Annotated in this window: 23 protein-coding genes and 1 pseudogene; 14 read left to right on the forward strand and 10 right to left on the reverse strand. The window is 63.6% G+C overall.

Translation table 11 applies throughout. From position 1 onward, the window contains the following. The first annotated feature begins 66 nt into the window (after window positions 1-66). Both EN885_RS22880 and EN885_RS22885 read left to right on the forward strand, forming a co-directional pair. Window positions 67-2157: a TRAP transporter permease gene (locus EN885_RS22880; RefSeq protein ID WP_126104207.1), complete on the forward strand. Its 2091-nt coding sequence runs from the start codon at window positions 67-69 to the stop codon at window positions 2155-2157. Then, window positions 2154-2531, forward strand: a complete 378-nt coding sequence (locus tag EN885_RS22885) for a DUF1850 domain-containing protein (protein ID WP_126104206.1) — start codon at window positions 2154-2156, stop codon at window positions 2529-2531. The genes EN885_RS22880 and EN885_RS22885 overlap by 4 nt, the downstream gene beginning before the upstream one ends. 44 nt (window positions 2532-2575) lie before the next feature. Here EN885_RS22885 and EN885_RS22890 read toward each other — a convergent pair. From EN885_RS22890 to EN885_RS22900, 3 genes and pseudogenes are all read right to left on the reverse strand, one after another. Then, window positions 2576-4171 (reverse strand): annotated as a pseudogene (locus tag EN885_RS22890) (DUF4166 domain-containing protein); the annotation flags it as partial. A gap of 60 nt (window positions 4172-4231) precedes the next feature. Continuing rightward, complete coding sequence (locus tag EN885_RS22895; protein ID WP_095484718.1) at window positions 4232-4675, reverse strand: DCC1-like thiol-disulfide oxidoreductase family protein; 444 nt, start codon at window positions 4673-4675, stop codon at window positions 4232-4234. Window positions 4676-4868: 193 nt separating this feature from the next. Then, window positions 4869-5015, reverse strand: a complete 147-nt coding sequence (locus EN885_RS22900; protein WP_023801394.1) for a hypothetical protein — start codon at window positions 5013-5015, stop codon at window positions 4869-4871. Window positions 5016-5422: 407 nt separating this feature from the next. On the opposite strand from EN885_RS22900, the gene EN885_RS22905 reads away from it, so the two are divergent. Further along, window positions 5423-5929 (forward strand): ferritin-like domain-containing protein, encoded by a 507-nt coding sequence (locus tag EN885_RS22905; RefSeq protein WP_095484717.1) that lies wholly within the window; start codon window positions 5423-5425, stop codon window positions 5927-5929. Window positions 5930-6081: 152 nt separating this feature from the next. After that, entirely contained in the window at window positions 6082-8616 is a 2535-nt protein-coding gene (gene ligD, locus EN885_RS22910) for a DNA ligase D (protein ID WP_128241707.1), read from the forward strand. 217 nt (window positions 8617-8833) lie between these two features. Here the strand turns inward: ligD and EN885_RS22915 are convergent, their stop codons facing one another. Then, on the reverse strand, window positions 8834-9508 hold the full coding sequence (locus EN885_RS22915) for a winged helix-turn-helix domain-containing protein (RefSeq protein ID WP_095484715.1): 675 nt from the start codon (window positions 9506-9508) through the stop codon (window positions 8834-8836). Between the two features lie 68 nt (window positions 9509-9576). Between EN885_RS22915 and EN885_RS22920 the strand changes: the two genes are divergently transcribed. The 3 genes from EN885_RS22920 (at window position 9577) to EN885_RS22930 (ending at window position 10567) form a co-directional block, all read left to right on the forward strand. Continuing rightward, on the forward strand, window positions 9577-9798 hold the full coding sequence (locus EN885_RS22920) for a DUF1127 domain-containing protein (protein ID WP_128241706.1): 222 nt from the start codon (window positions 9577-9579) through the stop codon (window positions 9796-9798). A gap of 95 nt (window positions 9799-9893) precedes the next feature. Next, a complete protein-coding gene (locus tag EN885_RS22925) occupies window positions 9894-10226 on the forward strand; it encodes an NIPSNAP family protein (RefSeq protein WP_095484713.1) in 333 nt (110 codons plus the stop codon). Next, the gene (locus EN885_RS22930) at window positions 10223-10567 is read left to right on the forward strand and encodes an antibiotic biosynthesis monooxygenase (RefSeq protein ID WP_095484712.1); all 345 of its coding nucleotides are present in this window, start codon (window positions 10223-10225) and stop codon (window positions 10565-10567) included. Before EN885_RS22925 ends, EN885_RS22930 begins: the two co-directional genes overlap by 4 nt. Window positions 10568-10737: 170 nt before the next feature. Here EN885_RS22930 and mbfA read toward each other — a convergent pair whose 3' ends face one another. After that, window positions 10738-11721, reverse strand: coding sequence for an iron exporter MbfA (gene mbfA, locus EN885_RS22935; RefSeq protein WP_128241705.1), 984 nt, complete (start codon window positions 11719-11721; stop codon window positions 10738-10740). 177 nt (window positions 11722-11898) lie between these two features. On the opposite strand from mbfA, the gene EN885_RS22940 reads away from it, so the two are divergent. From EN885_RS22940 to EN885_RS22955, 4 genes are all read left to right on the forward strand, one after another. Then, a complete protein-coding gene (locus EN885_RS22940) occupies window positions 11899-12222 on the forward strand; it encodes a hypothetical protein (protein WP_128241704.1) in 324 nt (107 codons plus the stop codon). A 170-nt stretch (window positions 12223-12392) separates the two neighbouring features. Next, window positions 12393-13370 carry a threonine/serine dehydratase gene (locus tag EN885_RS22945; RefSeq protein ID WP_128241703.1) on the forward strand — a complete coding sequence of 326 codons (978 nt, stop codon included), beginning with the start codon at window positions 12393-12395 and terminating at the stop codon, window positions 13368-13370. Between the two features lie 93 nt (window positions 13371-13463). Further along, on the forward strand, window positions 13464-14117 hold the full coding sequence (locus tag EN885_RS22950) for a glutathione S-transferase family protein (RefSeq protein ID WP_128241702.1): 654 nt from the start codon (window positions 13464-13466) through the stop codon (window positions 14115-14117). Between the two features lie 143 nt (window positions 14118-14260). Then, window positions 14261-15931 (forward strand): cyclic nucleotide-binding domain-containing thioredoxin-disulfide reductase, encoded by a 1671-nt coding sequence (locus EN885_RS22955; RefSeq protein WP_128241701.1) that lies wholly within the window; start codon window positions 14261-14263, stop codon window positions 15929-15931. Window positions 15932-15947: 16 nt separating this feature from the next. Here EN885_RS22955 and EN885_RS22960 read toward each other — a convergent pair whose 3' ends face one another. The 4 genes from EN885_RS22960 to EN885_RS22975 are packed head-to-tail and all read right to left on the reverse strand — an operon-like array spanning window position 15948 to window position 19655. Further along, entirely contained in the window at window positions 15948-17084 is a 1137-nt protein-coding gene (locus EN885_RS22960; protein ID WP_128241714.1) for an ABC transporter permease, read from the reverse strand. A gap of 8 nt (window positions 17085-17092) precedes the next feature. Beyond that, entirely contained in the window at window positions 17093-18013 is a 921-nt protein-coding gene (locus tag EN885_RS22965; protein WP_128241700.1) for an ABC transporter ATP-binding protein, read from the reverse strand. After that, window positions 18010-18963 (reverse strand): HlyD family efflux transporter periplasmic adaptor subunit, encoded by a 954-nt coding sequence (locus EN885_RS22970; protein WP_128241699.1) that lies wholly within the window; start codon window positions 18961-18963, stop codon window positions 18010-18012. The genes EN885_RS22965 and EN885_RS22970 overlap by 4 nt, the downstream gene beginning before the upstream one ends. Then, entirely contained in the window at window positions 18960-19655 is a 696-nt protein-coding gene (locus EN885_RS22975; protein ID WP_128241698.1) for a DUF1956 domain-containing protein, read from the reverse strand. The genes EN885_RS22970 and EN885_RS22975 overlap by 4 nt, the downstream gene beginning before the upstream one ends. Before the next feature lie 91 nt (window positions 19656-19746). Here EN885_RS22975 and EN885_RS22980 point away from each other — a divergent pair, with 91 nt between their 5' ends. The 3 genes from EN885_RS22980 to EN885_RS22990 all read left to right on the forward strand — a co-directional run bounded on the left by EN885_RS22980 (window position 19747) and on the right by EN885_RS22990 (window position 22053). After that, window positions 19747-20220 carry a CYTH domain-containing protein gene (locus EN885_RS22980; protein WP_128241697.1) on the forward strand — a complete coding sequence of 158 codons (474 nt, stop codon included), beginning with the start codon at window positions 19747-19749 and terminating at the stop codon, window positions 20218-20220. Beyond that, the gene (locus EN885_RS22985; RefSeq protein WP_128241696.1) at window positions 20217-21164 is read left to right on the forward strand and encodes a CHAD domain-containing protein; all 948 of its coding nucleotides are present in this window, start codon (window positions 20217-20219) and stop codon (window positions 21162-21164) included. Before EN885_RS22980 ends, EN885_RS22985 begins: the two co-directional genes overlap by 4 nt. A gap of 61 nt (window positions 21165-21225) precedes the next feature. Then, window positions 21226-22053, forward strand: a complete 828-nt coding sequence (locus tag EN885_RS22990) for a lipo-like protein (RefSeq protein ID WP_128241695.1) — start codon at window positions 21226-21228, stop codon at window positions 22051-22053. An 84-nt stretch (window positions 22054-22137) separates the two neighbouring features. On the opposite strand, the gene EN885_RS22995 is transcribed toward EN885_RS22990, so the two are convergent. Further along, window positions 22138-22987: adenylate/guanylate cyclase domain-containing protein (locus EN885_RS22995; protein WP_164897898.1), on the reverse strand; the 850-nt coding region annotated here is incomplete at its 5' end.

The raw sequence follows: 22987 nt of genomic DNA on the forward strand, positions 1-22987 counted from the left end.
CCATCCGCCTTCGGCGGCTGTCCACCCTCCCCTCGAGGGGAGGGGCGCCCGCCAGGAACCCCGCCAATGACCGATACCCCGACCATTCTCTCCCCCACCGCCGAAGCTCCGGTCGAAGGGCTGCCGCCGGGTTTCGGCGAAGGCATCGCCGGCAAGGCCGCCTTTCTCATCGCCGTCGCCTTTTCCATCTTCCAGATCTACATCGCCGCTTATGGCAGCCTGCCGAGCCAGGTGGTGCGCGCCATGCATGTCGGCTTCTTGCTGCTGCTCGGCTTTGGCCTGATCGCCAATCTGCGCGCCACAAGCATCCCGGCGAAAGCAGCGTTCTGGGCACTCGGCGTGCTCGGATTCGCCACCGGCCTGTATAATTGGGTGTTCTATGCCGACCTCATCCGGCGCTCCGGCTTCCTCACCACGCCGGACCTGATCGTCGGCACGGTGCTGGTCGTGCTGGTCTTCGAGGCCGCGCGGCGGTTGATGGGGCTGCCGCTTGCCCTGATCGCCTTGATCTTCCTCGCTTACGCATTTGCCGGCAATCACCTACCGTCGCCCTTCATCCATCGCGGCTATGATTTCGCCCAGCTCGTCGACACCTTCGCCTTTGGCACGGAAGGCATATACGGCACGCCGGTCTACGTCTCGGCCGCCTACATCTTCATCTTCGTCGTCTTCGCCGCCTTTCTCGAACGCGCCGGCATGATCGCGCTGTTCAACGATTTCGCCCTTGGCCTGGTCGGGTCGTGGCGCGGCGGCCCGGCCCAGGTCTGCGTCCTGTCATCGGCGCTGATGGGCACCATTTCCGGCTCCGGCGTCGCCAACGTGGTGGCCAGCGGCCAGTTCACCATCCCGCTTATGAAGCGCTTCGGCTTCCGCCCGGCTTTCGCCGGCGCCGTCGAGGCGACCTCCTCGATGGGCGGCCAGATCATGCCGCCGGTGATGGGTGCGGTCGCCTTCATCATGGCCGAGACGCTGAACATCCCCTATGCCGAAGTGGTCAAGGCGGCGATCATCCCGGCGCTGCTCTATTTCGGCGCCTGTTTCTGGCAGGTGCATCTGGAAGCCGGCAAGGCCGACCTGCACGGCATGGCCAAAGCGGATCTGCCCAATCCGTGGGACGCGGTGAGAAGACATTGGCCGCTGGTGCTGCCGCTTGCCGCGCTCATCTATCTGCTGTTTGCCGGCTATACGCCGATCTTCGCCGGCACCATGGGGCTGGCGCTGACCATCGTGCTCATCCTCGGCACGCCGCTGGCGGCGTTGATCGGGCCGCTTGCCTTCCGCATTGTCTTCTGGCTGGCGCTGGGGCTTGCCGCCGCCTCTTTCATGAAGTTCGGCGTCAACATCCTCAGCCTTGTGATCGCGGCGCTCGTCATCGCTTGCTTCACCTTCAGGGGCGGACGCGAGACGTTGCAGATATGCATAGACTCGCTTGCCGAGGGAGCAAAGAACGCGCTGCCGGTCGGCATCGCCTGCGCCATTGTCGGCATCGTCATCGGCACGCTGACGCTCACCGGCATCGCCTCGACCTTCATCGGCTGGATCATCTCCATCGGCGAGAACAACCTGTTCCTGTCGCTGCTGCTGACCATGCTGACCTGCCTGGTGCTCGGCATGGGCATCCCGACCATCCCCAATTACATCATCACCTCGTCGCTGGCCGGGCCGGCCCTGTTGGCGCTCGACGTGCCGCTGCTGGTCAGCCATATGTTCGTCTTCTATTTCGGCATCATGGCCGACCTCACCCCGCCGGTGGCGCTGGCCGCTTTCGCCGCCGCGCCAATGGCCAAGGAGAGCGGCCTCAAGATCGGCATCCAAGCCACCAAGCTTGCCGTCGCCGGCTTCGTCGTGCCGTTCATGGCGGTCTACACCCCGGCGCTGATGTTGCAGGACGCCGGTCCGATCGCCGCCCAGTTCGGCTATCCCGTCGAGGTCGCCTATATCGTCGCCAAGGCCTGCATGGGCATCGTCCTGTGGGGCGCGGCCGCTGTCGGGTTCCTCGCCCGGCGCATGGCCTGGTGGGAACGTCTCGTCGCCTTCTGCGCAGGCGCGCTGCTGGTTGCCGCGCTGCCGCTCACCGACGAGGCCGGCTGGGCGCTCTCTCTTGTCTGGATCGGCTGGCACTGCTGGCGTGCACGGCAGGCGTCCGGGACCGCATGAGCCTTTGTATCCTGGCCGCCGGCAAGACGGTGACGCTGGCTGTCGCCGCTTTCACGCTGTCCTGGACGCATTCGGTGGAAAAGACGCATTGGCAGGAAGACTGGAAGGTGATGCCTTCCGGCCTGCAAATCGTCGAGGCACGGATCAAGGGCTCGGGCGCCGGCATGGAGCCGCCCGAGGGCGCGCTTCTGCGGGACGGCTGGTGGGCCTACACGCCCCCGATCAAGCCTCAGCCGCGCCTCGTGCTCGCCGCATCCGGCGCCACCGGCGAAGGCTGGACACTGTGCACGGTTGAAGACTGCCGCGAACTGGGCAAGGCGGCCGGCGGCACGATCGTGTTGGAACCGTGCGAGGGTTCGAGCCAGCCGCGATAGCGCACGATTAATCCAGTGAGCGGATGCGAGATCTCGACATGGAAGCGGAAGCGGCCGTTCTCCACGCTCTCAAAAGATGTCGAGCGCGGGCAAAGCCACATCGGCAGCTTCAGGCCAATAATGCTCCAGCGGCTCAGCACGAGCGACAGCCGGTTCTCCTCGGCGACCAGCGCCATGGCGAAGGTCAGCGGGCCGAAGCGTTCGCACAGCAACCGCTCGGATCGGCCGCATCCGGCGAACTGGCGGCTGGAGAAACCCTGCCCGCCGAATGTCCGCGTCCAGGTTTCTTCGTTTTCGTTGGCGTGGAAGCGGACATCGACCGGGATGTCGTCACGGGTCTTCGGAAACCCGACCAGCCAGGCTGCAAGCCGGCCAAACATATTGCCTCCGCGCTCGACGCTGGCGCGTCCCTGCGCCTTGGTCGTGCCATCGTGCATGGCGCGGATCTCCTTGGGCAGGTTTTGCCAGGCGTCGCCGAGCAAGGCGGCGTAGAGCGGCTTGTCCGCATCGGCGGTATCGTCCCTGAAGCCGGTATGGATCGTCCGGTTGGTAAACAGCGCTTCATAGTCCTCGAGTTCCAGGTCGCGCACGGCCGCCCGCGCTCCTGGCGCAGGCATATGTCCGTCCAGCGCCTTGCGCACCAGCGCCTCGACCGCCATCGACGGGATCAGCGGCCCGTCATTGCCCTCCGCCAGCAGATGACATGAGCGCCTGACCGGCGTACGCGACCGATCCGCGCCTTCCACCGCGACAAACATGCCGCCGCGATGCTCGCCCCAGCGCAGCCGGTTGCTCGCCCGGTGCATGAGCGAAGCCAAGGGCAAGAGCGAGCGGACCAGGCCGGCGCGCACGAGCCAGGCGAGACCGATCAGAGCGCGGTGCAGCACTTCCGGCACCGGCCCGGCGCCCATCCAGATCGTCTGTGCCTGCGGCCAGAGATCGGCGAGCGCCCGCAGGTCCGGCACGTCGACCAGCGAGAACAACGTGCTCCTCAGCGGCAGGCGGCCGGGCGGCGCGATCGTGTAACGCATCTGTTCGGTGAACGGGTGGCCCTGCGACGGTTCGCCGTCGCGTGCGAGCTGCACTGGTTGTCCGGCATAGCCGGCAATGGCGCGGATGACGTTTTCGCCGACCCTGGCAAAGGGCGACGGCGCGATGCCGCCACGAATGGTCTCGACCCGCGCCATATCAAGAGATAGCCGGCGCACCGCCGCTGCCGTCAGCACCGGAAAGCTGGAAACTCCGGACAGCACGAAAAGACCGGTCTCGCGCGCCGCCGCGTCGAATGCAGAAACGCCGGCGACGAAATCCGACCCGTCGGCGAGATCGAGATAGTTGACGCCCTGGGCGATACAGGCCTCGATAACGCGGTAGCGCCCCTCGCCATAGGCCTGGAACGGACCGCTGGCGTCGACCATCGTGTCGGGACGCAATGAGGCCAGTTGCGCCGCAAGATCGCCGTCGCGGTCGAACTGCGCCGGCACGAGCCGCGCCTCAGCGCCGTGACGGCTCCCGCAATAGGCATTGGCTTTGGCAAGCGAGCGGCCGGCGATGATCAGCGTCAGGCGCGGTTGGTTCTCCAGCAGTTCGACGATGCGGCCGCCAAATGTGCCGTAGCCGCCGACGATGAGAACCTTCATCGGCTGCTCTCCCAAGCGCTGCCGCCTCGGGTAGCGCAGAAGCTTCCCAGGAGCCTTCGCTTAGCCAATCAGCCGCCCTTTCAGTTCAGCGGAGGGGATCTCGCAACTCTCTTTCCTGCCGAACAGCGCGTACCGGTTCTTCGCAATGCGGTCATAGAGCCAGTCGCGAAGCGGGCGCGGCAGCAGGAGGAAAGACCTCGCCGCCCGCCACGGCCAGCCCAGTTCGGCCATGACGGCGACGAAACTGTCCAGGCGGGTGAAGGCGGCGCCGTCGATGAGGACCAGATTGGTCTCGTAGCTATCCGTCCGCAGCCCGTATTTTCGAAACAGCGCTTCGCCGAGCGGCGACTGCGCCGTGGCGAAGCGGAAGCGGCTTTTGCGGTCGAGCCTGACCACCATGCGCACGAAGCCCGAGCACAGCACACAGACGCCGTCGAACACGATCAACGGATGGCTTGCATCGAAGGCTGGCTTTTCAGGAGGATGGTTTGGCTGGGTGGTCACGCGGGTCCCGGCTGCTTGGTGTCAAACGACACTAAGCTTGCCGGAGGCGAGATCAAAGCCCCAGAATCTCAGAACCTTGTTGTCGCACGCCGCCGGTCGGCGAGCGCAGAACGCTCCGTGCGATAGGTGGTCGCACGGTGATCGGCGGCCGGCCTGCAGATCCGGCTGTCATGACGGCTTTCCATGGTCGTCATCAGTGCGCGCTGATGCCGAGCGTGTGGCCGCGGCGTGCGCAAGCAGGGCCTGGGCCGCGCATGTAATAGCGCTCCGGCCGGTAGGTCGGCGCGACGAATTCGCGGATGGCGGCAGCGTAGCCGATGAGGTGCGTCAAGAAGTTCATTTTACCTGTCCCTGTCCCGATTTCGGATGTCCCTTCCGAATTGCGAGGATCATAGCGTCGAGGCGTGAATAGTCGGTGAACACGATGTTAATATCTGGTCGAAAATGCCTTGGTTCATGGCCGCAATGCGGCTGATTCGGGGTCTTTCCATGCAGTGCGTCGACATTTCGGTCGATGTGACTTTTGCATCACATATGTTTCGTTTGGATGTCGCTGCGGCGCGCTTCTGTTTCAGCCTTGGCCGGTGCCGCGAAATTTCCGTGCTTGCCCAGGGAAAGTCAGGAACCCGTCCGATAGCCGCACGTTGACGACAAGAGCCGCACCAACCCGGCTCCAGCAGACAGCGGCTTCCGTGCGGAACCGCCGCCGAATCCCAACACAGCGAGAACGATGGAAAGGCAAAAGCCATGGGTTTCTTTTCGAAAGACATCAAGACGCTGGACGACCTCTTCGTCCACACGCTGCGCGACATCTATTACGCCGAAAAACAGATCGAGAAGGCGCTGCCGAAGATGATCGACAAGGCGACCAATCCGCAATTGAAAGCCGGCCTGGAGAAGCACCTCGGGCAGACCAAGGGCCATATCGCGCGCGTCGAGAACGTGTTCGAACTGCACGGCGTGAAGGCCAAGACGGTCAACTGTCCGGCCATCGACGGCATTCTCGAGGAAGCCGATGAAGTCAGCGGCGACATCGACGACAAGGATGTTCTCGACGCCGCCCTGATCGCATCCGCGCAAGCGGTCGAGCACTATGAGATAACTCGTTACGGCACGTTGATTGCCTGGGCCAAGCAGCTTGGCCGCAGCGACTGCGCCAATGTCCTGGCCAACAACATCAAGGAAGAGCAGGCAACCGACCGCAAGCTTACCGAGATCGCGGAGGCCAAGGTCAACCTTCAAGCCGCCGAATAGCACTCTCGATCGAGGCAACGCCGGGCAATCCGGCGTGCCTCGCTTTTCGCGGGGCCGGAACTGAAACGATTTCTATCCGTTCAAGACCTCGTGCCGGCGTCGCCAAGCCGAAACCTTCGACGCCATAGCAAATCCGCATAGGATCGCGTGTCATGGCCAGCCTTGAGCAGTATCACGCCAAGCGCGATTTCAAGAAGACCGCCGAGCCGGCCGGCAAGGTCGTTCGCAGCAGGAAAGGTGAGGCCGGCGGCATCTTTGTCATCCAAAAGCACGCCGCGACACGGCTGCATTACGACCTTCGCCTCGAACACAATGGCGTGCTGTGGAGCTGGGCGATAACCCGGGGCCCGAGCCTCGATCCGCATGAAAAGCGGTTCGCCGTGCATGTCGAGGACCACCCGATCGACTACGCGTCCTTCGAGGGCACCATTCCCAAGGGCGAATATGGCGGCGGCTCGGTCATCGTCTGGGACGAAGGCAGATGGCAACCGGAGACCGATCCGGCCCAGGCGATGAAAAAGGGCCATATCAGCTTCGAGTTGCATGGCCACAAGCTGAACGGTCTCTGGCATCTGGTGCGCCTGAAGCCGCGTCCCGGCAAAACGCGCGACAATTGGCTGCTGATCAAATCCGACGATGTCGCCGCCCGGCCGGGCGAGGACATTTTGCAGGAGGCGCCAGAATCGGTGAAGTCGGGCCTGACGATCGAGGAGGTCGGCGAAGGCAAGACCGCCGATGGCAAGAAGCCAAGGGTCTGGCATTCGAACAAACGGCTCGCTAGCAAGGCGAAGGCCAAGGCGGCAAAGCAGCTCGAATTCATTGAACCATGCCTCGCCACACTGCAAAGGGATGCCCCTCCCGGCAAGGAATGGCTGCATGAGGTGAAATTCGACGGCTACCGCATGCAGGCGCAGCTTGCCGGCACCGAGGTGCGGCTCTTGACGCGCACCGGCCTTGACTGGACGGACAAGTTCGGCGGCGAGATTGTCGCAGAACTCGGGCGCCTGAAATGCATGGATGCCATCATTGACGGCGAGATCGTCGTGCTGGCGGACAGCGGCGTCTCGTCCTTCGCGCTGCTCCAGGCGGATCTGTCGGCGCGCCGCACGGATCGTTTTCTCTATTACGTCTTCGACCTGATGCGTCTCGATGGCGAGGATATGCGCACAGAGCCGCTGGTCGAGCGCAAGCAGGCTTTGCAGGACTTGCTTGGCAAACAGCCAGACAATTCGGCAGTCCGCTTCAGCGACCATTTTGCCGAACCGGGCAAGGTCATGCTGGAGCACGCCTGCCGCATGGGGCTGGAGGGGATCGTCTCCAAGCGCGCCGACGCGCCCTATCGCAGCGGCCGCGGCTTGTCCTGGGTGAAGTCGAAATGCACGCTTCGCCAGGAATTCGTCATCGGCGGCTACCTGCCGTCGGAGAAGACCGGGCGTGGATTGCGCTCCTTGCTGGTCGGCTACCATGAGGGCGGCAAGCTGCACTATGCCGGCCGTGTCGGCACCGGCTTTTCGATGCAGGGCACCAACGACCTGAAGAAGAAGCTTGATGCTCTGAAGGCGAAGACCTCGCCCTTCGACAGGGCGCTACCGAGGGGCAAAGGGCTGGGCAAAGGAGTGGTTTGGGTGAAGCCAGACCTTGTCGGCGAAGTGGAGTTCCGTACCTGGACGTCCGACCGTATAATACGCCACGCCTCGTTCCAGGGATTGCGCGAGGACAAACCGGCGGAGGAAGTCGTGCAGGAAAAGCCAAAGGCACCAGCAGGCAAGGCCGATACCAAGGAAAAGCCTGCCGGGGGCAAGGGCACCTCTGTTGAATCCTCGGGGGCGGCAAAAACCGTCGTAAAGCTTTCTCATCCCGACAAGCTTCTGTGGCCGCAGGAGAAGGTATCGAAGCAGGGCCTGCTCGATCATTACGCTTTGGTCTGGCCGCGCCTGCAACAATTCGTCGTCAATCGGCCGCTAAGCCTGGTGCGTGCGCCGGACGGCGTCGAGGGCCAGCGCTTTTTCCAGAAGCATGCATCGGCCGGCATGCATGACAAGATCGCCAGGATGAAGGATCCGACGGACGGCGAGGAGATCCTGTTCATCCGCGACTTCGACGGTGTCGCTGCCTTGGTCCAGCTCGGCGTGGTCGAGATCCATATCTGGGGCTGCACCATCGACGAACTGGATAAGCCGGACCAGATCATCTTCGATCTCGATCCCGACGAAGGCGTCGACGTGAAAGCGGTGCGCGCGGCGGCGCTCGAAATCCGCGGTAGGCTCGATGAGCTGTCCTTGCCGAATTTCGTCAAGACGTCGGGTGGCAAGGGCTACCATGTCGTCGTGCCTCTGAAACCATCGGCGGATTGGGATGAGGTGAAAGACTTCGCCCATGATTTCGCCCGCGCGCTGGAACAGGCGGCACCCGACCGCTACACGGCGACGCTGTCGAAGAAGGCGCGCACCGGAAAAATCTTCGTCGACTATCTGCGCAATAGCCGCGGCTCGACCACGGTGGCGCCTTATTCGTCGCGGGCCAAAAAGGGCGCTACCGTATCGATGCCGGCGACCTGGGCGGAGATCGAGGCCGGACTGGCGCCGAACGCATTTCCGATCGGCGACAAGACGACGCTGAAGCAGTTGGCCGAAGCCGATCCGTGGAAGGATTTTTTCAGGCAGGGCAAGGTGCTCAAGCGCGGCTAGTTCATTGGCTTCGTTCCAGGCTGAGCGAGCGCGAGAACGAGCGCCGGCGATCCTTCACGCCCCCCTCTGTCCTGCCGGACAAAGGGGGGGCGCTGTCCCGCTGACGTCTCGCAACGTTATGCGCCGCCGCGACGATCGAAAGTTTCGGCATGGATACTGGGGTCTCCGCCACGTCGCTTCGCCCCTGCCCCGCCCCAGGACAATACCGGCAAATCTTTCAAGCCAGAAACACCCTCTCGAACGCCTGCCTCCCCGTCGGCGAAAACACAACCGCGCGGCTGTCCTTCTCGCGCCTTGCCCATTTTTCGGCGAGGATCTTGTCGAGAATGGCGGCGCCCAGCGTGCCGGCAAGATGTGAGCGCCGCACGCTCCAGTCGAGGCACGCCCGGCACACCGGTCGTCGCGCCTTGCTCTCGACATCGATGCCAATCGCGGCAAAATACGAGGCGGCCGACGGCCCAAGCCTGATCTCCTTGTCGTCGCGCAGGAGCACTTGTCGAGCGACAAGGCGGTCGAGCATCGCCACGGCCTGTTCTCCGGCGAGGTGGTCGTAGCAGACACGCGCCACGCGCATGGCCGCATCACGGGGACCCGGCCGGACCCGCTGCGGCCCGACCGCTGCGGCGACACCGGTGATGGCTTCGATCATGCCAGCCACCTGCGGCCCGGCGAGGCCGTAATAGCGATGCCGCCCCTGGCTTGCCAGCGTCAGCAGCCCGCCCTCCATCAGTTTCGACAGATGCGAGCTGGCAGTCGGCAGCGACACACCGGCCTCGAGCGCCAGTTCGCTCGCCGTCAACGCCGTGCCGCCCATCAGCGCGGTCAGCATGTTCGCCCGCGCCGGATCGCCGACCAGGCTGGCGATGCGGGCTATGTCTGGTCCTTCACGCATAGTTCGTCCGTCATCGAAGCATTCTTGTCAGATAAACACTATTCTCGGCTCAGATCAAGGAGACGACGATGATCGCAAGAGCCGCCCCCAACGCCGTGTCTGTCAGCCGCTTCCGCCGCCGACCATTTCCATTCATCGCCTTATGCCGACTGCGGCTTCTGGCGCGGTGGCACGACCGCTATCTGCAGCGCCTCGACCTTGCCGAGATCGACGAGCATCTTTTGCGCGACCTTGGCCTGACGCCGGAAGACGTTCGCCACGAATGCGCGAAATCCTTCTGGCAAGCATGACACCGGAGAAATTGCCTAGCACATCGATCCGCTGAACGTTTCGACCCCGCTCGAACTATCGGCGCAACGAACCAAATTCAGCAAGGAGACAAAAGATGACCATCACCTGCTTCATCCGCTACGAGATCGACCCGTTCGGCAAGGCGGCGTTCGAGGAATATGCCCGTAACTGGGGCCAGGCCATTCCGCGCTGCGGCGCCGATCTGATCGGCTATTTTGCTCCGCATGAAGGCTCGGCCACGACCGCCTACGCCGCCTACAACATCGACAGCTTGGCGGCTTACGAGGCCTACCGTGCCAGGCTGGCCGCCGATCCGGTCGGCAAGGCGAATTACGAGTTCGCGCGGCGTGAAAGATTCATCCTGAAGGAGGATCGCATGTTCCTGAAGCTGGCGTCCGGGCCGCATGCCTCTCTGGTGAAATTATGATCGCCGTCATCTTCGAGGTCGAGCCGGCAGCGGGCAAGCGCGATGCCTATCTCGGCCTCGCCGCCGACCTGCGCCCGCTGCTCGACGGCATCGACGGTTTTCTCACTATCGAGCGCTTTCAGAGCCTCACTGACCCGAATCGCATCCTGTCGCTGTCGTTCTGGCGCGACGAGGAGGCGGTGAAGGCCTGGCGCAACACGGAGGAACATAGGCGGGCGCAGAAGGCCGGCCGTGGCGGCATCTTTGCCGACTATCGTCTGCGCATCGCCCATGTCGTGCGCGACTATGGCCTGACCGAACGGGCCGAGGCGCCTGAGGACAGCCGGGTGGTGCATGGGTGAGTGGGACTATGCGGCCTTTCCTTCTCCCCTTGTGGGAGAAGGTGTCGCCGAAGGCGACGGATGAGGGGTGTTCCAGCTTGGCACCGACTGCGACCCGTCCAACACCCCTCTTCCGTCTTGGCGCTACGCGCCAATCACCTTCTCCCACAAGGGGAGAAGGAAAGATCGAGCTAAGCATTCCCGATCAGCACGCCGGCCGCAAACACCAGCGCGCCGCCCAGCACCACCTGGAAGGCGGCGCGCCAGAACGGCGTCTGCATGTAGCGGTTCTGCACGAAGGCGATCGCCCATAGCTCGAAGAACACCACGACCGCAGCGACAATCGTCGCCGTCCAGAAAAACGGGATGAGGTAGGGCAGCGCGTGGCCGAGGCCGCCCAGCATGGTCATGATGCCGACTGTCAGCCCGCGTTTCACCGGCGAGCCGCGGCCCGACAGCTTGCCGTCGTCGGAGGCCACCTCGGTGAAGCCCATCGAGATGCCGGCGCCGATCGAGGCGGCAAGCCCGACCAGAAAGGTCTGGAATGTGTCGTGCGTGGCAAAGGCGGCGGCGAAGATCGGCGCCAGCGTCGACACCGATCCGTCCATCAGCCCGGCCAGTCCCGGCTGCACATAGGTCAGGATAAACTGGCGTTGCTCGGCCGCTGCTTCCTCGTCCTTGACCGCGCCCGGCACATGCTTTTGCTCCAGCCGCTGCGCCAGCGTCTCATGGCCCTGTTCGGCCACCGCCAGATCATCGAGCAGCTTTCGCGTCGAGGCATCGCTGGTGCGTTTCGCCGCCTCGACGTAGAATAGGTACGCCTGCTTCTCCATCGACTCGGCCTGTTGGCGCACATGCTCGATACCAAGCGGCCTGACCAGCCAGTCGGGCTTGCGTTCGTAATAGCCCTTCACATGCTCGCGCCGGATCAGCGGAATGCGCTCGCCGAAACGCTCGCGGTGAAGCTCGATCAGCGAGTCGCGATGGCCGTCCTCCTCCTCGGCCATCTCCTCGAACACCTTGGCCGAATGCGGAAAACTATCCGCCAACCCGTCGGCATAGGCCCGGTAGATACGCCCGTCGTCTTCCTCCGAAGAGATGGCGAGCGCCAGGATCTCTTGCTCCGAGAGCGATTCGAAGGGACGGCGGCCAAAGCCGAAAACACGGGAAAGCATGAGAAATTCACCCTAGTTTAGAATAGTTCTAAACTATGATCTGGTGCGTCGTTGGTCAATCGCGCCCGTCGCCCGGAGGTTCAAAATTATTGGCTCCGGGGTTCCATCGCCGCTCTTCATTATTGGCGAATGTTCACCTATATAGCCAAACCTAAGCCAAGAGAAAGGAATCCGTAGATGCCGGCAAAGCAGCCCATCCATGCATTTGACCCAAAACCCGTTCTCGATCTCATCGCCAATATCGAGGCCGACCTGCAGCGCCTGAAAGGCCTGGTCGAGCAGCAGGCCGAAAAATTCGATCCCGCCAATCCGCACAACAAGGCCCCCGACGGCAAGCTGACCGAGGAGGGCGTCGAGTGCTGCTACCGCATGTTCGACGAGGGCAAATCGCGCTATTCGGTTGCCCAGCAGATGAAGATCTCCTTCGCCGCCGCCACCCATCGCTTCAACAACTGGCGCAAAATGGGCGGCGCCAAACGGACAAGGACGCTTTTGGGGTGAGGAGCGGTCGGCGAAGCCGATCGATTGAAGCGACGAACGCCCGGAGCCATAGCGGAGGCGGGAGCGCCCCTTTCCTGCCAAAAGCGAATTGTATCGGTCACATTTTTTCAGTGGTGCGCGGCCCTGCTTTCCGTGCACCATGGGCGATCTCACTTCCGCAGGACCTCGCCATGAACTCGCCTCCCGGCATCGCCGATATCCACGCCGCAGCAGCGCGATTGTCCGGCCTGATCGTCGAAACGCCGCTGATCGAATCGCCGGAGCTGAACAACCGCTTCGGTGCCAGGATTCTGTTCAAGCCGGAGACGCTGCAGCGCACCGGCTCGTTCAAGTTCCGCGGCGCCTACAACAAACTGTCTTCGCTCACCGAGGAAGAACGCAGCCGTGGCGTCGTCGCCTTCTCGTCGGGCAACCACGCGCAAGGTGTCGCCGCGTCGGCGGCGATGTTCGGGGTCAAGGCGGTCATCGCCATGCCCACTGACGCCCCGGCAATGAAGGTCGGAAATGTCAGGAAAATGGGAGCGGAAGTGGTTCCGTTCGACCGTTTCCGCGATGACCGCATGACGGTGGTTCGCCCTTATATGGACCGGGGCATGGTCCTGGTCCCGCCATTCGACGATCCGGCCATCATCGCCGGCCAGGGCACGATCGGCCTCGAGCTGATGGCGCAGGCGAAAGCGCTCGGCGTGAGTCTCGACGCGATCGTCATTCCCTGCGGCGGCGGCGGCTTGAGCAGCGGCATCTCCATCGCGGTCAAGGATGCATCACCTGATACGGCCGTCTGGGCGGTGGAACCCGAGCATTTCGACGACACCTGTCGTTCGTTGGCCAAAGGTGCTCGGGTTTCGATCGAACCCGGCCACACGTCGATCTGTGACGCGCTCCTCACCGCCGAGCCGGGCGCGATGACCTTCGAGATCAACCGCAGGAATCTCGCCGGCGGCATTGCCGTTTCCGACAAGGCCGCGGCACAGGCGATGCGCGACGCCATGGCCCATCTCAAGCTGGTGGTCGAGCCTGGCGGCAGCGTCGGGCTGGCCGCGCTATCGTCGGGCGAGATCGAGCTATCAGGCAAATGCGTTGCCGTGGTGCTGTCCGGCGGCAATGTCGATTTCGCCACCTATGCGGAGATCATGGCGGCGGCTTAGGTGGCGACCAGTTCCGGGCCACGCGGCCGGTTAAAGGTGTCAAAGCGTCCCCTGCGTGTCCAATCGAACCGTACCATTCAAGGACAGACAGGAATGAAACTGTTCTTCAGCCGCAATCCCAATCCTCGCCTCGCGGTCGCGGTGGCACGTTATCTCAACGCAAAGGTCGAGTTTGAATTCGCCTCCCCCTTCGCTCCCGGCCAGGCCGAGCGATTTCGCCCGCTAAATCCCAATCTTTCATTGCCCATACTTGTAGGCTCGGGAAAAAGCCTCTGGGAGGCCGACGCCATAGCTTGCCGGCTATCACGCGACGCGCATTCGGATCTCTGGCGCACCGGCGACGACGAACCCGAGATGATCCGATGGCTCAGTTGGGGGAAGGAGAACTTCGCAAGAGCTTGCGACGTCGTGCATTTCGAACGCGGGACCAAACAGCGATATGGGCTCGGCCCGATCGATCAGGGCCGGGTTGAGGAGGGCCTGAGAGACTTCCGCACTGCCGCTGCAACACTCGAGGCCGCGCTTTCGGAGCGAGAATGGCTGGTCGAGAATTCGGTTTCCTACGCCGACTTTCGAATGGCGACGTTTCTGCCCTTCAACGATGTCGCCAGATTGCCGCTCGCCGACTATCCGTCTGTCGGCCGTTGGTATCGTCAGTTTGAAGAAATCGACGCCTGGCGCGATCCTTTCAAAGGGCTGGATGCGCCTGAATTGCCGCCGGTACCGGCTCAGGCCAAGCCGGCATGAAACTCGACCCGAATGGTCATGCCTATCGGCACAACCCGACGCGCTTCAAGCGCGCTGTTTCACAACCTATCCGCCAAGGCGAGACTCCGCTTTTTTGTTGATCAAAACGGAAAAACAACGCTAATTGGCTCCCGCGAGGGACCATGCTGACAGTTGATGAAGTGGGAGCGATCCCGTTGTTTTCGGGGTTGCCGGCGGGCGAGCTGGAGCGGCTGGCGCGGACGGCGGCCGACCTTCATCTCAGCCCCGGAGAGTTCGCGGTTCATGAGGGCGGAGAGGCCGCGCTGTTTGCGGTTCTCGCCGGCAAGATCGAAGTCGTAAAGACCTTCGACGGCGTCGAACGGACGCTCGGCTGGCGGCTGCCGGGAACGATATTCGGTGAGGTGCCGATTGCCCTGGGCTCGGGTTTTCCGGGCGGGTATCGCGCCGCCGAACCGTCCCGCGTCATGCGCCTCGAGGTCCAGCAATATTATTCCATCGCGGCGGTTTCAAAGGACGTGGCCCAGAAGGTCAGCGCGCTTGCGCGCGAGCGGATGGGCGGGCTGCAGAGCATCACCGCCGAGCCGCAGAAGCCGCGCGTGACACTGGTCGGCCATCGCTGGGACACGGCGTGCGGGGAGTTGCGCCGGTTTCTGGCCCGCAACCAGATCTCATTCACCTGGCTGTTGCCCGACACAACCGACGCCGAGGCTTTCTGGTCTGCTCTGGGCCGGCCGGCTCTCGATGGTCCCGTTGCCCGGTTGGCGGACGGCGAGATCATGGAAAGTCCGGCCGTGCGCGATCTTGCCATTCGCCTCGGGTTGCAGACGCGCCCGCGCGGCGCCGAGTACGATGTGGCAATCGTCGGTGGCGGGCCGGCTGGCCTTGCCGCGGCGGTCTACGGCGCCTCCGAGGGGCTGCGCACGATCGTCGTCGAGCGCGAGGCGCCTGGCGGACAGGCGGGGACATCGTCACGGATCGAGAACTATCTCGGCTTTCCCAGCGGAATTTCCGGCGATGAACTGGCCAGTCGCGCGCTGCAGCAAGCAAGACGGCTGGGCGCCGAAATCCTGGTCACCCGCTCCGTCGCCGGCATCGATCCGACCACGCACGATCTATTTCTCGACGGCACCGATGTCGTGCGGGCGCGCAGCCTCATTCTTGCAACAGGCGTGACATGGCGTCGTCTGGGCATCGAGGGGTTCGATCGGCTTATCGGCAAGGGCGTCTATTATGGAGCCGCGCGCAGCGAGGCAAGCACCACCCATGGACTGGACGTCTTCCTGATCGGCGCCGGCAACTCGGCCGGCCAGGCAGCACTGCATTTTTCGGGCCATGCGCGCAGCGTGACACTTCTCGTGCGCGGCCCGTCGCTTGCAGACAGCATGTCTCACTATCTGATCGAGCAGCTCAGGGCGAAATCGAACGTAAAAGTCCAGCTTCGATCCGAAGTCCAGGCCGTGCACGGCGAGACTCACCTGACGGCGATCGACATTCTCGACAAGGCGACCAACGAGGTGAGGCGGTACGATTGCGGCGGGCTGTTCGTTTTCATTGGCGCCAACGCAGAGACCGAGTGGCTGCCGACCGATGTCGTGCGCGATGCACGCGGATACGTGCTGACCGGGGATGATGTGAAGAAGGCCGGTGGCTGGTCGCACGACCGCGACCCCTATCTGCTCGAAACCAGTGCGCCCGGAATCTTTGCCTGCGGTGACGTACGCCTGAGTCCTGTCAAGCGGGTTGCGTCAGCGGTCGGCGAGGGCAGCATGGCGATTGCGTTCGTTCACCAGTATCTGGCGCATGAAGAGAAGGCCAAACGCGGCCAAAGCTAGGCGAGATGCACTAGATCTAGTCCAGCGTCCGGCGGAACCGCACCAGCGCCACGCCGGCGAACAGCGCCACGAACACCACCAGCCAGCCGATTTCCGTTGCCACCGCCGGCAGTTCGGCGCCTTTTAGCATCACCGCGCGGATGATGCGCAGGAAATGCGTCAGCGGCAGGACCTCGCCGAAGATCTGCGCCCAGCTTGGCATGCCGCGATAGGGGAACATGAAGCCGGACAGCATGATCGACGGCAGGAAGAAGAAGAAGGTGAGCTGCAGCGCCTGCATCTGCGTGCGGGCGATCGTCGAGATGGTGTAGCCGAGCAGCACCAGCGCCAGCACGAAGATCAGCACTGCTGTCAGCAGCAGCGACATCGACCCGGTGAACGGAATGGCAAACAAAAGCTTCGCCGCCGCCAGCACCACCACCACCTGCACGGCGCCGACCGCCAGATAGGGCAGCACCTTGCCCAGCATGATTTCGAGCGGGCTGGACGGCATCGCCAGAAGGTTCTCCATCGTGCCGCGCTCGGTCTCGCGCGTCAGCGCGATCGAGGTCATCATCACCATCGTCATCTGCAGGATGACGCCGAGCAGGCCGGGCACGATGTTGTATTGCGAGACGGCTTCCGGATTGTAGCGCCGGTGCACCACCACTTCGAGCTGGCCCCGGGCAGCTTCGGCGGCCGTCTCCTGCATGCCGCGTGCCCGAAGCAGCGCCTGGTTGGCGACCGTGCCGAGCGTCGAAATGGCGCCGCTGGCGACGGCTGGGTCGGTGGCATCAGCTTCGATCAGTATCTGCGGGCTGTCGCCGCGCTCGACCCGCCTGGCAAAATCGGCGGGGATGGTGACGACGAAGGCGACGTCGCCGCGCGCCATCAGGAACTCCGCCTCGGCGGCACTTTGCGCGACATGATCGAAGCGGTAGTAACCGGTGGTCTGCAGCGCCGAAACCATGGCCCGCGTGTAAGGATCGCTGCTCATCGCCACCAAGGCTGCCGGAAGGCTCTTCGGATCGTTGTTGATGGCATAGCCGAACAGCACCAGCTGCATCAGCGGCACGCCCAGCATCATGGCGAAGGTGATGCGGTCGCGCCGCATCTGGATGAACTCCTTGATCAGCAGCGCACCGAGCCGGGCGAAGGAAAAGACGCTGTTTATCCCATTTTTCATCCCATGTTGTCCTTCGAGCCGGACATGAACTGGATGAACACATCCTCCAGGCTGGTCTCGCCCGGCGTCACCGTCACGCCCTTGTGCTCTTTCTCGACATCGGCAAGTGCTGCTTCCAGTTCCTTCTTGTCGGAACCGACGACATGCAACGTCGCGCCGAACGGCGCCACCTGGTCGACGCCGGGGCGGCCGCTGAGTGCGGCAGCAACCTGATCAAGCCGCGGGCCCTGCACGACGAAGGTCGTCAGTCCGGCATTCCTGACCACATCTTCGACCGTGCCGGTAGCCAGCATCTTGCCGTAGGAGATGTAGCTGATGCGGTGGCAGCGCTCGGCTTCGTCCATGTAGTGGGTGGAAACCAACACGGTCAGGCCGCCGCTGGCCAGCCGATGGATCTCGTCCCAGAATTCGCGCCGCGCCTTCGGGTCGACGCCCGCCGTCGGCTCGTCGAGCAGCAGCAATCTGGGTTTGTGCATGATGCAGGCGGCCAGTGCCAGCCGCTGCTTCCAGCCGCCGGACAGCGTGCCGGCCAGCTGGTCCTTGCGCGAGGTCAGGCCGAGCTCCTCCAGCGTCTTAGCCACGTGCTCGTTGAGCGGCTTCAACCCATAGAGCCGCGCCACGAATTCGAGATTTTCGGCGATGGTCAGATCCTCGTAGAACGAGAATTTCTGCGTCATGTAGCCGACTTCGCGCTTGATCCTCAGACTGTCGGTGCGGATGTCGAAGCCGAGCACCGTGCCGTCGCCCTCATCCGGCGTCAGCAGGCCGCACATGATGCGGATGGTCGTCGTCTTGCCCGAGCCGTTCGGGCCGAGGAAGCCGACGATCTCGCCCTCGGCCACCGTCATCGTCACATGGTCGACGACCGTCTTGTCGCCGAAGCGCTTGACCAGGCCATGGACGTCGATGACGTTCATTTGCCGATATCCGCCAGATCGACATCGACGATCTGCCCAGGCTGCAGCGCACTGGCATCGCCCTCCGGCCGCGCCTCGACCAGGTAGACCAGCTTCTGTCGGGTCTCCAGTGAATAGATCACTGGTGGCGTGAATTCCGGGTCCGGCGACACGTATCTGACGCGAGCCTTCACGTCCGGCCCGCAGCCATCGCAATGGACATTAAGTAGCGCACCGACTTTCACCGACGAGAACGCACTTTCCGGCACATAGAGGCTGAGCTTCACCGCGCCATCCGGCAGCATAGAAATGACCGGCGCGGTCGGGCCGGCCGTATCACCGGGGTTGCGGATCACGTCGTTGACGCGGCCGGGCGACGGCGCCGCCAGCACGCGCTTCGAAAGCCGCCATCGCGCTTGCTCTAGTGCTGATTGCGCCTGACTGACCTGATTGTCGGCGGCCTTGATCGTCTCCGGCCGTGCCGGCAGTCCGCCGACGGCGAGATTGGCTTCCGCCTGGCCGACTTGTGCGTTGGCTGTCTCCAGCGTGGCCGAGGCGGTGTCGAAGTCGGCCTGCGTGCCGGTGCCGCGTTTGAACAAATCGCTGGCGCGGGTGTATCTGCGTTTGGCGTCGGCGGCTTGCGCCCTGGCCATGTCGACCTGCGCCTTGAGCACCGCAATCTCTTCCGGACGCTTGCCGACCTGCAGGTCGGCGAGTTGCGCCTGGGCCTGGGCAAGCGCCGCCTCGGCTTGCGCGACGGCTATTTTCGCATCGGCGCTTTCCAGCGTCACCACCGGCGTGCCCGGCGCGACGCGGTCGCCGCGCTTGACCGAAATCGTCTCGACCTGCGCCACCTCGATCGGCGCGAGCAGCACATAATCGCCCTCGACATAGCCGACGGCGAGCGGCGCCGCCGGTGCGCAGGCGCTGAAAAGCAGGGCGGCGAGCGGCAGAGAACAAAGAAAACTCATGACCTACGATCCTTCCGGGCGGCCAATATGGCCCCAAGGTTATCCGTCACCGCCGCCGCGATCTTGGCGGCCTCGGCGTCGCCGATCGCGCGCCAGCCCATGCGGCGCATCACCGCCTCGCGGCCGATGCGGAAATAGACGACCTGGCCGATCAGCGTGAACACGGTGAGTCGGGTAGCCTCACTCTCGGCCGGCTCCCCCGTCGCCTGCTCCCAGATCAGGCACAGCCGGCGATGCGCCGGTTCGAACACACCGTCATAGATACGGTCGAGCGCGGCGGTTGGATGAGACAGCTCACGCAGGACGAACTGCACGATCTCGCCGGCTTCCGGCCTTGCCGCGATGAAGGCCACCATCCGCTCCAGTGCGACAAATAAATGTGCCCGCGCTGCCTCGGGATCGGCCATTGCCGCCGCGGGCGCTTGCAGATTGCCGATCGCCTGGCCGGCAATGGTCTGGATGGTGTCGACGATATAGTCGGCCGCAGCGTTGCGAAGCCCTTCCTTGCCGCCGAAATGATAGGCGATCGAGCCGATATTGGCCTTGGCCTCAGCCGCGATCTCGCGCGTCGACGTGCCGTCGAAGCCCTGCCGTCCGAACAGCCTCAGCGCCGCACGGACAAGTGCCGCGCGCGTCATGTCGGCGGGAGATGCCTCGCGCCGCGGAGTTTTGGCGTTTGTCGATTTGCTCATGATGAGCGATTTAATCAATCGAATGATTAAAGTCAACACTGGTCGATCTCTGGCTTGCCATGTCTGGCCGCACGCGCTTTAGTGCGAAGCCATGGTCAAGGAAATCGAGCGCAAGTTCCTGGTCTCCGGCAATGAGTGGCGGGATCTGGTTGAAGCGGATATCCGTATTCGCCAGTTCTATCTCGCCGCCGCACCCGGCCGCTCGGTGCGCGTGCGCATCAGCGACGGCGCCTCGGCAAAGCTGACGCTCAAATTCGGCAACAAGGCCCGCGAACGCGACGAATTCGAATATCCGATCCCTCTGGCGGAGGCGGAAGAGATGCTGACCTTCGCGATCGGACGTGTCATCGAGAAGACACGCCACCATGTTAGGCATCGCGGCCATCTCTATGAAGTCGATGTTTTCGGCGGGATGCTTAGTGGTCTGGTGGTCGCCGAGCTCGAGACGCCTGAGGACGTGCCGGACGAAATGCTGCCAGATTGGCTCGGCCGCGAAGTCACCGGCGAGCAGAGGTTCTACAACGCGTCGCTCGCCCTCGAGGGGATTCCGGAGATCGCCGCATGAGCTATCGCATCAATCCGCGCCTGCCGTTGACCGGCGAGGTTAGGCGCATCCTCGCCGAGGAGATCGGCAAGGCGCTAGTCCATCTGGACACGGCGCGCGACAGGCCGGAACAGGGGCTGCACAAATGCCGCAAGCGGCTGAAGAATGTGCGCGCCTTGCTGCGCCTGGTCCGTTCCGGAGACGAAACATTCTGCGTGACCGAGAACCAGTGCTACCGCGACGTTGCAGCCTTGCTTGCCGGTCCGCGCGAGGCGACCGCGCTGGTTGAAACAATCGACCGGCTGGCAGCAAGCTTTCCCGAACAGAGCGCGGGTGGCGGTCTTGATGCCGTTCGCGAGACGCTCGTCGCGCGCCAGCACGAACTGCATGGTGGAGCAGGCCTCGACGCTGCAATAGGCGCGGCGATTGCGGCTTGCGAGGAGGGCATCAGCCGGATCGACATACTGGCCTTGCCCGACCAGCCCGAACAGGCCGCCGATGTGCTTGCCGACGGCGCCCGCATCACCTTGCGCCGCGCCAGAAAGGCGCTGGACAAGGCTGGCTCGCGCGGCGAGGCCGATGATTTCCACGATCTGCGCAAGGCGGCAAAGACCCACGGCATGCATCTGTCGCTGCTCGGAAGACTGTGGCCGACGCCGATCAAGGCCCGGCGCAAGGCGGTCGACGAACTCGGCGAAAGACTGGGTGAACTGCATGATGTGTTCGTCATGCGTGAACTTCTCGATGCCGACGACCGGCCGCTCGGCTCTCCTCAAGAAACACGGCTCCTGAGCAAGCTGTTGAAGCGCTCGGAGAAAAGCCTGAAGAAGACCTGTCTCGCCGTCGCAGCCGATCTGTTCGGCGACAGCCCCAGGCGCTCGACAAGGAAACTTGCGCGCAAGGCGCGCGACGATCTGGCCGCCGCGCCGCGCGAAGACGCCGGCGCGCCCGGTGCCGCCGGCTGACGCAGTCCTTCGGTTCGGGATCATGGTCTAGGCCGCCGGCCTGTGGTAATCGCCGTCTGGCATGATCGAGACCGGTGACACGCTTCTGGACCGACTTGGCCGCTGGCTTGCCGGCCGGTTGCAGGAGGAATCGTCGGGCTACGAGCCTTACACGCCGTCCGATGCCGAAACGCTGCGCCGAACGCTCGAGCCCGGCGACATCCTGCTCATCGAGGGCAACCAGAAGATCTCGGCGGCGATCAAATACCTGACCCAGTCGACCTGGTCGCATGCAGCCTTCTATGTCGGCGATGCCTTGCCCGAACCGGCGGACGGATCGGAAAGGCGCCGCCTGATCGAGGTCACGCTTGGCGATGGCTGCATCGCCGTGCCGCTGTCGCGCTACCGGACCTACAACACGCGCATCTGCCGGGCGAGCGGTCTGGCGCCGGAAGATCGTGACAAGGTCGTTGCCTTCATGATCGGCAAGCTCGGCCTCAGATACGATCTCAAGAACATCTTCGACATGTTGCGTTATTTCTTCCCGACGCCGCCGGTACCGGTGCGCTGGCGCCGCCGCATGCTGGCTTTCGGCTCCGGCGATCCGACCCGGGCCATCTGCTCCTCGCTGATCGCCGAGGCCTATGGCCAGATCCGCTATCCGATCCTGCCCGAGATCACCCGGGCGCCCGGCCGTGCCTCGGCCCAGTCGAACTATTCGCGCCGGGAAATCCTGCACATCCGCCACCACTCGCTCTACACGCCGCGCGACTTCGACCTGTCGCCCTTCTTCCGCATCGTCAAACCGACGCTGGAATATGGTTTCGACTACCGGGCGGTGACCTGGGAGGACAAGGCAGGCACAGACGCCGCAGCCGCGAAGGCTGGAGCAATTACCTCAGGCACGTGATGGCTTTCGGCCTGGGTCAGGACATACCCCTATGGCGCGGCCGCTATCCGGCCGAGGTGCAGGCGTTTCACATGGCGGCCTATATCACGCCGAGACCGCAACAGCGCCCTGGTTTTCGGCTCTGTGTTCGACCCAAACATGGACCGGTTCGTCCCGGCCGCGGATGCTCACCGGTCCATGATCGCGCGCATTCAACTGTGTCGTGGGCGATTCCGCCTGCGCGGCCTCAATCAGTCGTGACCCAAAGCAAATATTCGCCTGAAGCTCACGGCAGAGCGCTTGCAAACGGCTGGCGACGTTGACGGTGTCGCCCACCACCGCGAAGGACAGATTGCGCTCGCTGCCGACCGCGCCGATGACGACTGCGCCATATTGTGCACCGATCCGAACGTCCAGCGGCGGGTATCCCCTGGATACCCGCTGCACATTCCAGTCTTTGAGAGCGGCGATCATCGCTTCAGCGCACTGGATGGCCCGAGTCGCGTCATCATGGCTGGCTTGCGGAACCCCGAATGTCGCCATGATGCAATCGCCGATATAGTTATCGACTGTGCCATGGTGGTCGAAAACGACCTGCTCCATGCGACGGTGGAACTGACGCAGAAGTTCGAACACTGCTTCGGCCGGATGATCCTCGGAATAGTGTGTGAAGCCGACGATGTCGGCGAACAGCACCGCGATATCCTGCCGGCGGACCGGGCCGAAGGGCTCGTCATCCGTGGCGAGTTGGTCGACGACATTGGGCGAAAAATGCCGGGCGAGATTGGCGCGGGCGCGCTCTGCCTTGACATAGTCTTCCGACAGATGTCGGGAACGAGAGACGACCAGCGCCATGATCGCGCCGATAATCAGCACAACCAACACGTTGGTCGCCTGCGCGAATGTATCGACGAAATTGGGATTGAGATAGAGGTTCAGTCGCTCTGTCATCGGC

Origin of the sequence: Mesorhizobium sp. M6A.T.Cr.TU.014.01.1.1, assembly GCF_004022765.1 — a bacterium.
Taxonomy (GTDB): domain Bacteria; phylum Pseudomonadota; class Alphaproteobacteria; order Rhizobiales; family Rhizobiaceae; genus Mesorhizobium; species Mesorhizobium mediterraneum.

Bases quoted from the DNA above. Each gene is read 5' to 3' on its own strand.
- EN885_RS22975 (WP_128241698.1), bottom strand. From the start codon at position 19,655: ATGAGCAAATCGACAAACGCCAAAACTCCGCGGCGCGAGGCATCTCCC.
- EN885_RS22915 (WP_095484715.1), bottom strand. From the start codon at position 9,508: ATGCGTGAAGGACCAGACATAGCCCGCATCGCCAGCCTGGTCGGCGAT.
- EN885_RS22880 (WP_126104207.1), top strand. From the start codon at position 67: ATGACCGATACCCCGACCATTCTCTCCCCCACCGCCGAAGCTCCGGTC.
- EN885_RS22990 (WP_128241695.1), top strand. From the start codon at position 21,226: ATGATCGAGACCGGTGACACGCTTCTGGACCGACTTGGCCGCTGGCTT.
- EN885_RS22950 (WP_128241702.1), top strand. From the start codon at position 13,464: ATGAAACTGTTCTTCAGCCGCAATCCCAATCCTCGCCTCGCGGTCGCG.
- EN885_RS22920 (WP_128241706.1), top strand. From the start codon at position 9,577: ATGATCGCAAGAGCCGCCCCCAACGCCGTGTCTGTCAGCCGCTTCCGC.
- EN885_RS22925 (WP_095484713.1), top strand. From the start codon at position 9,894: ATGACCATCACCTGCTTCATCCGCTACGAGATCGACCCGTTCGGCAAG.
- EN885_RS22900 (WP_023801394.1), bottom strand. From the start codon at position 5,015: ATGAACTTCTTGACGCACCTCATCGGCTACGCTGCCGCCATCCGCGAA.
- EN885_RS22945 (WP_128241703.1), top strand. From the start codon at position 12,393: ATGAACTCGCCTCCCGGCATCGCCGATATCCACGCCGCAGCAGCGCGA.
- EN885_RS22940 (WP_128241704.1), top strand. From the start codon at position 11,899: ATGCCGGCAAAGCAGCCCATCCATGCATTTGACCCAAAACCCGTTCTC.
- ligD (WP_128241707.1), top strand. From the start codon at position 6,082: ATGGCCAGCCTTGAGCAGTATCACGCCAAGCGCGATTTCAAGAAGACC.
- EN885_RS22980 (WP_128241697.1), top strand. From the start codon at position 19,747: ATGGTCAAGGAAATCGAGCGCAAGTTCCTGGTCTCCGGCAATGAGTGG.
- EN885_RS22955 (WP_128241701.1), top strand. From the start codon at position 14,261: ATGCTGACAGTTGATGAAGTGGGAGCGATCCCGTTGTTTTCGGGGTTG.
- EN885_RS22905 (WP_095484717.1), top strand. From the start codon at position 5,423: ATGGGTTTCTTTTCGAAAGACATCAAGACGCTGGACGACCTCTTCGTC.
- EN885_RS22965 (WP_128241700.1), bottom strand. From the start codon at position 18,013: ATGAACGTCATCGACGTCCATGGCCTGGTCAAGCGCTTCGGCGACAAG.
- EN885_RS22970 (WP_128241699.1), bottom strand. From the start codon at position 18,963: ATGAGTTTTCTTTGTTCTCTGCCGCTCGCCGCCCTGCTTTTCAGCGCC.
- mbfA (WP_128241705.1), bottom strand. From the start codon at position 11,721: ATGCTTTCCCGTGTTTTCGGCTTTGGCCGCCGTCCCTTCGAATCGCTC.
- EN885_RS22885 (WP_126104206.1), top strand. From the start codon at position 2,154: ATGAGCCTTTGTATCCTGGCCGCCGGCAAGACGGTGACGCTGGCTGTC.
- EN885_RS22930 (WP_095484712.1), top strand. From the start codon at position 10,223: ATGATCGCCGTCATCTTCGAGGTCGAGCCGGCAGCGGGCAAGCGCGAT.
- EN885_RS22985 (WP_128241696.1), top strand. From the start codon at position 20,217: ATGAGCTATCGCATCAATCCGCGCCTGCCGTTGACCGGCGAGGTTAGG.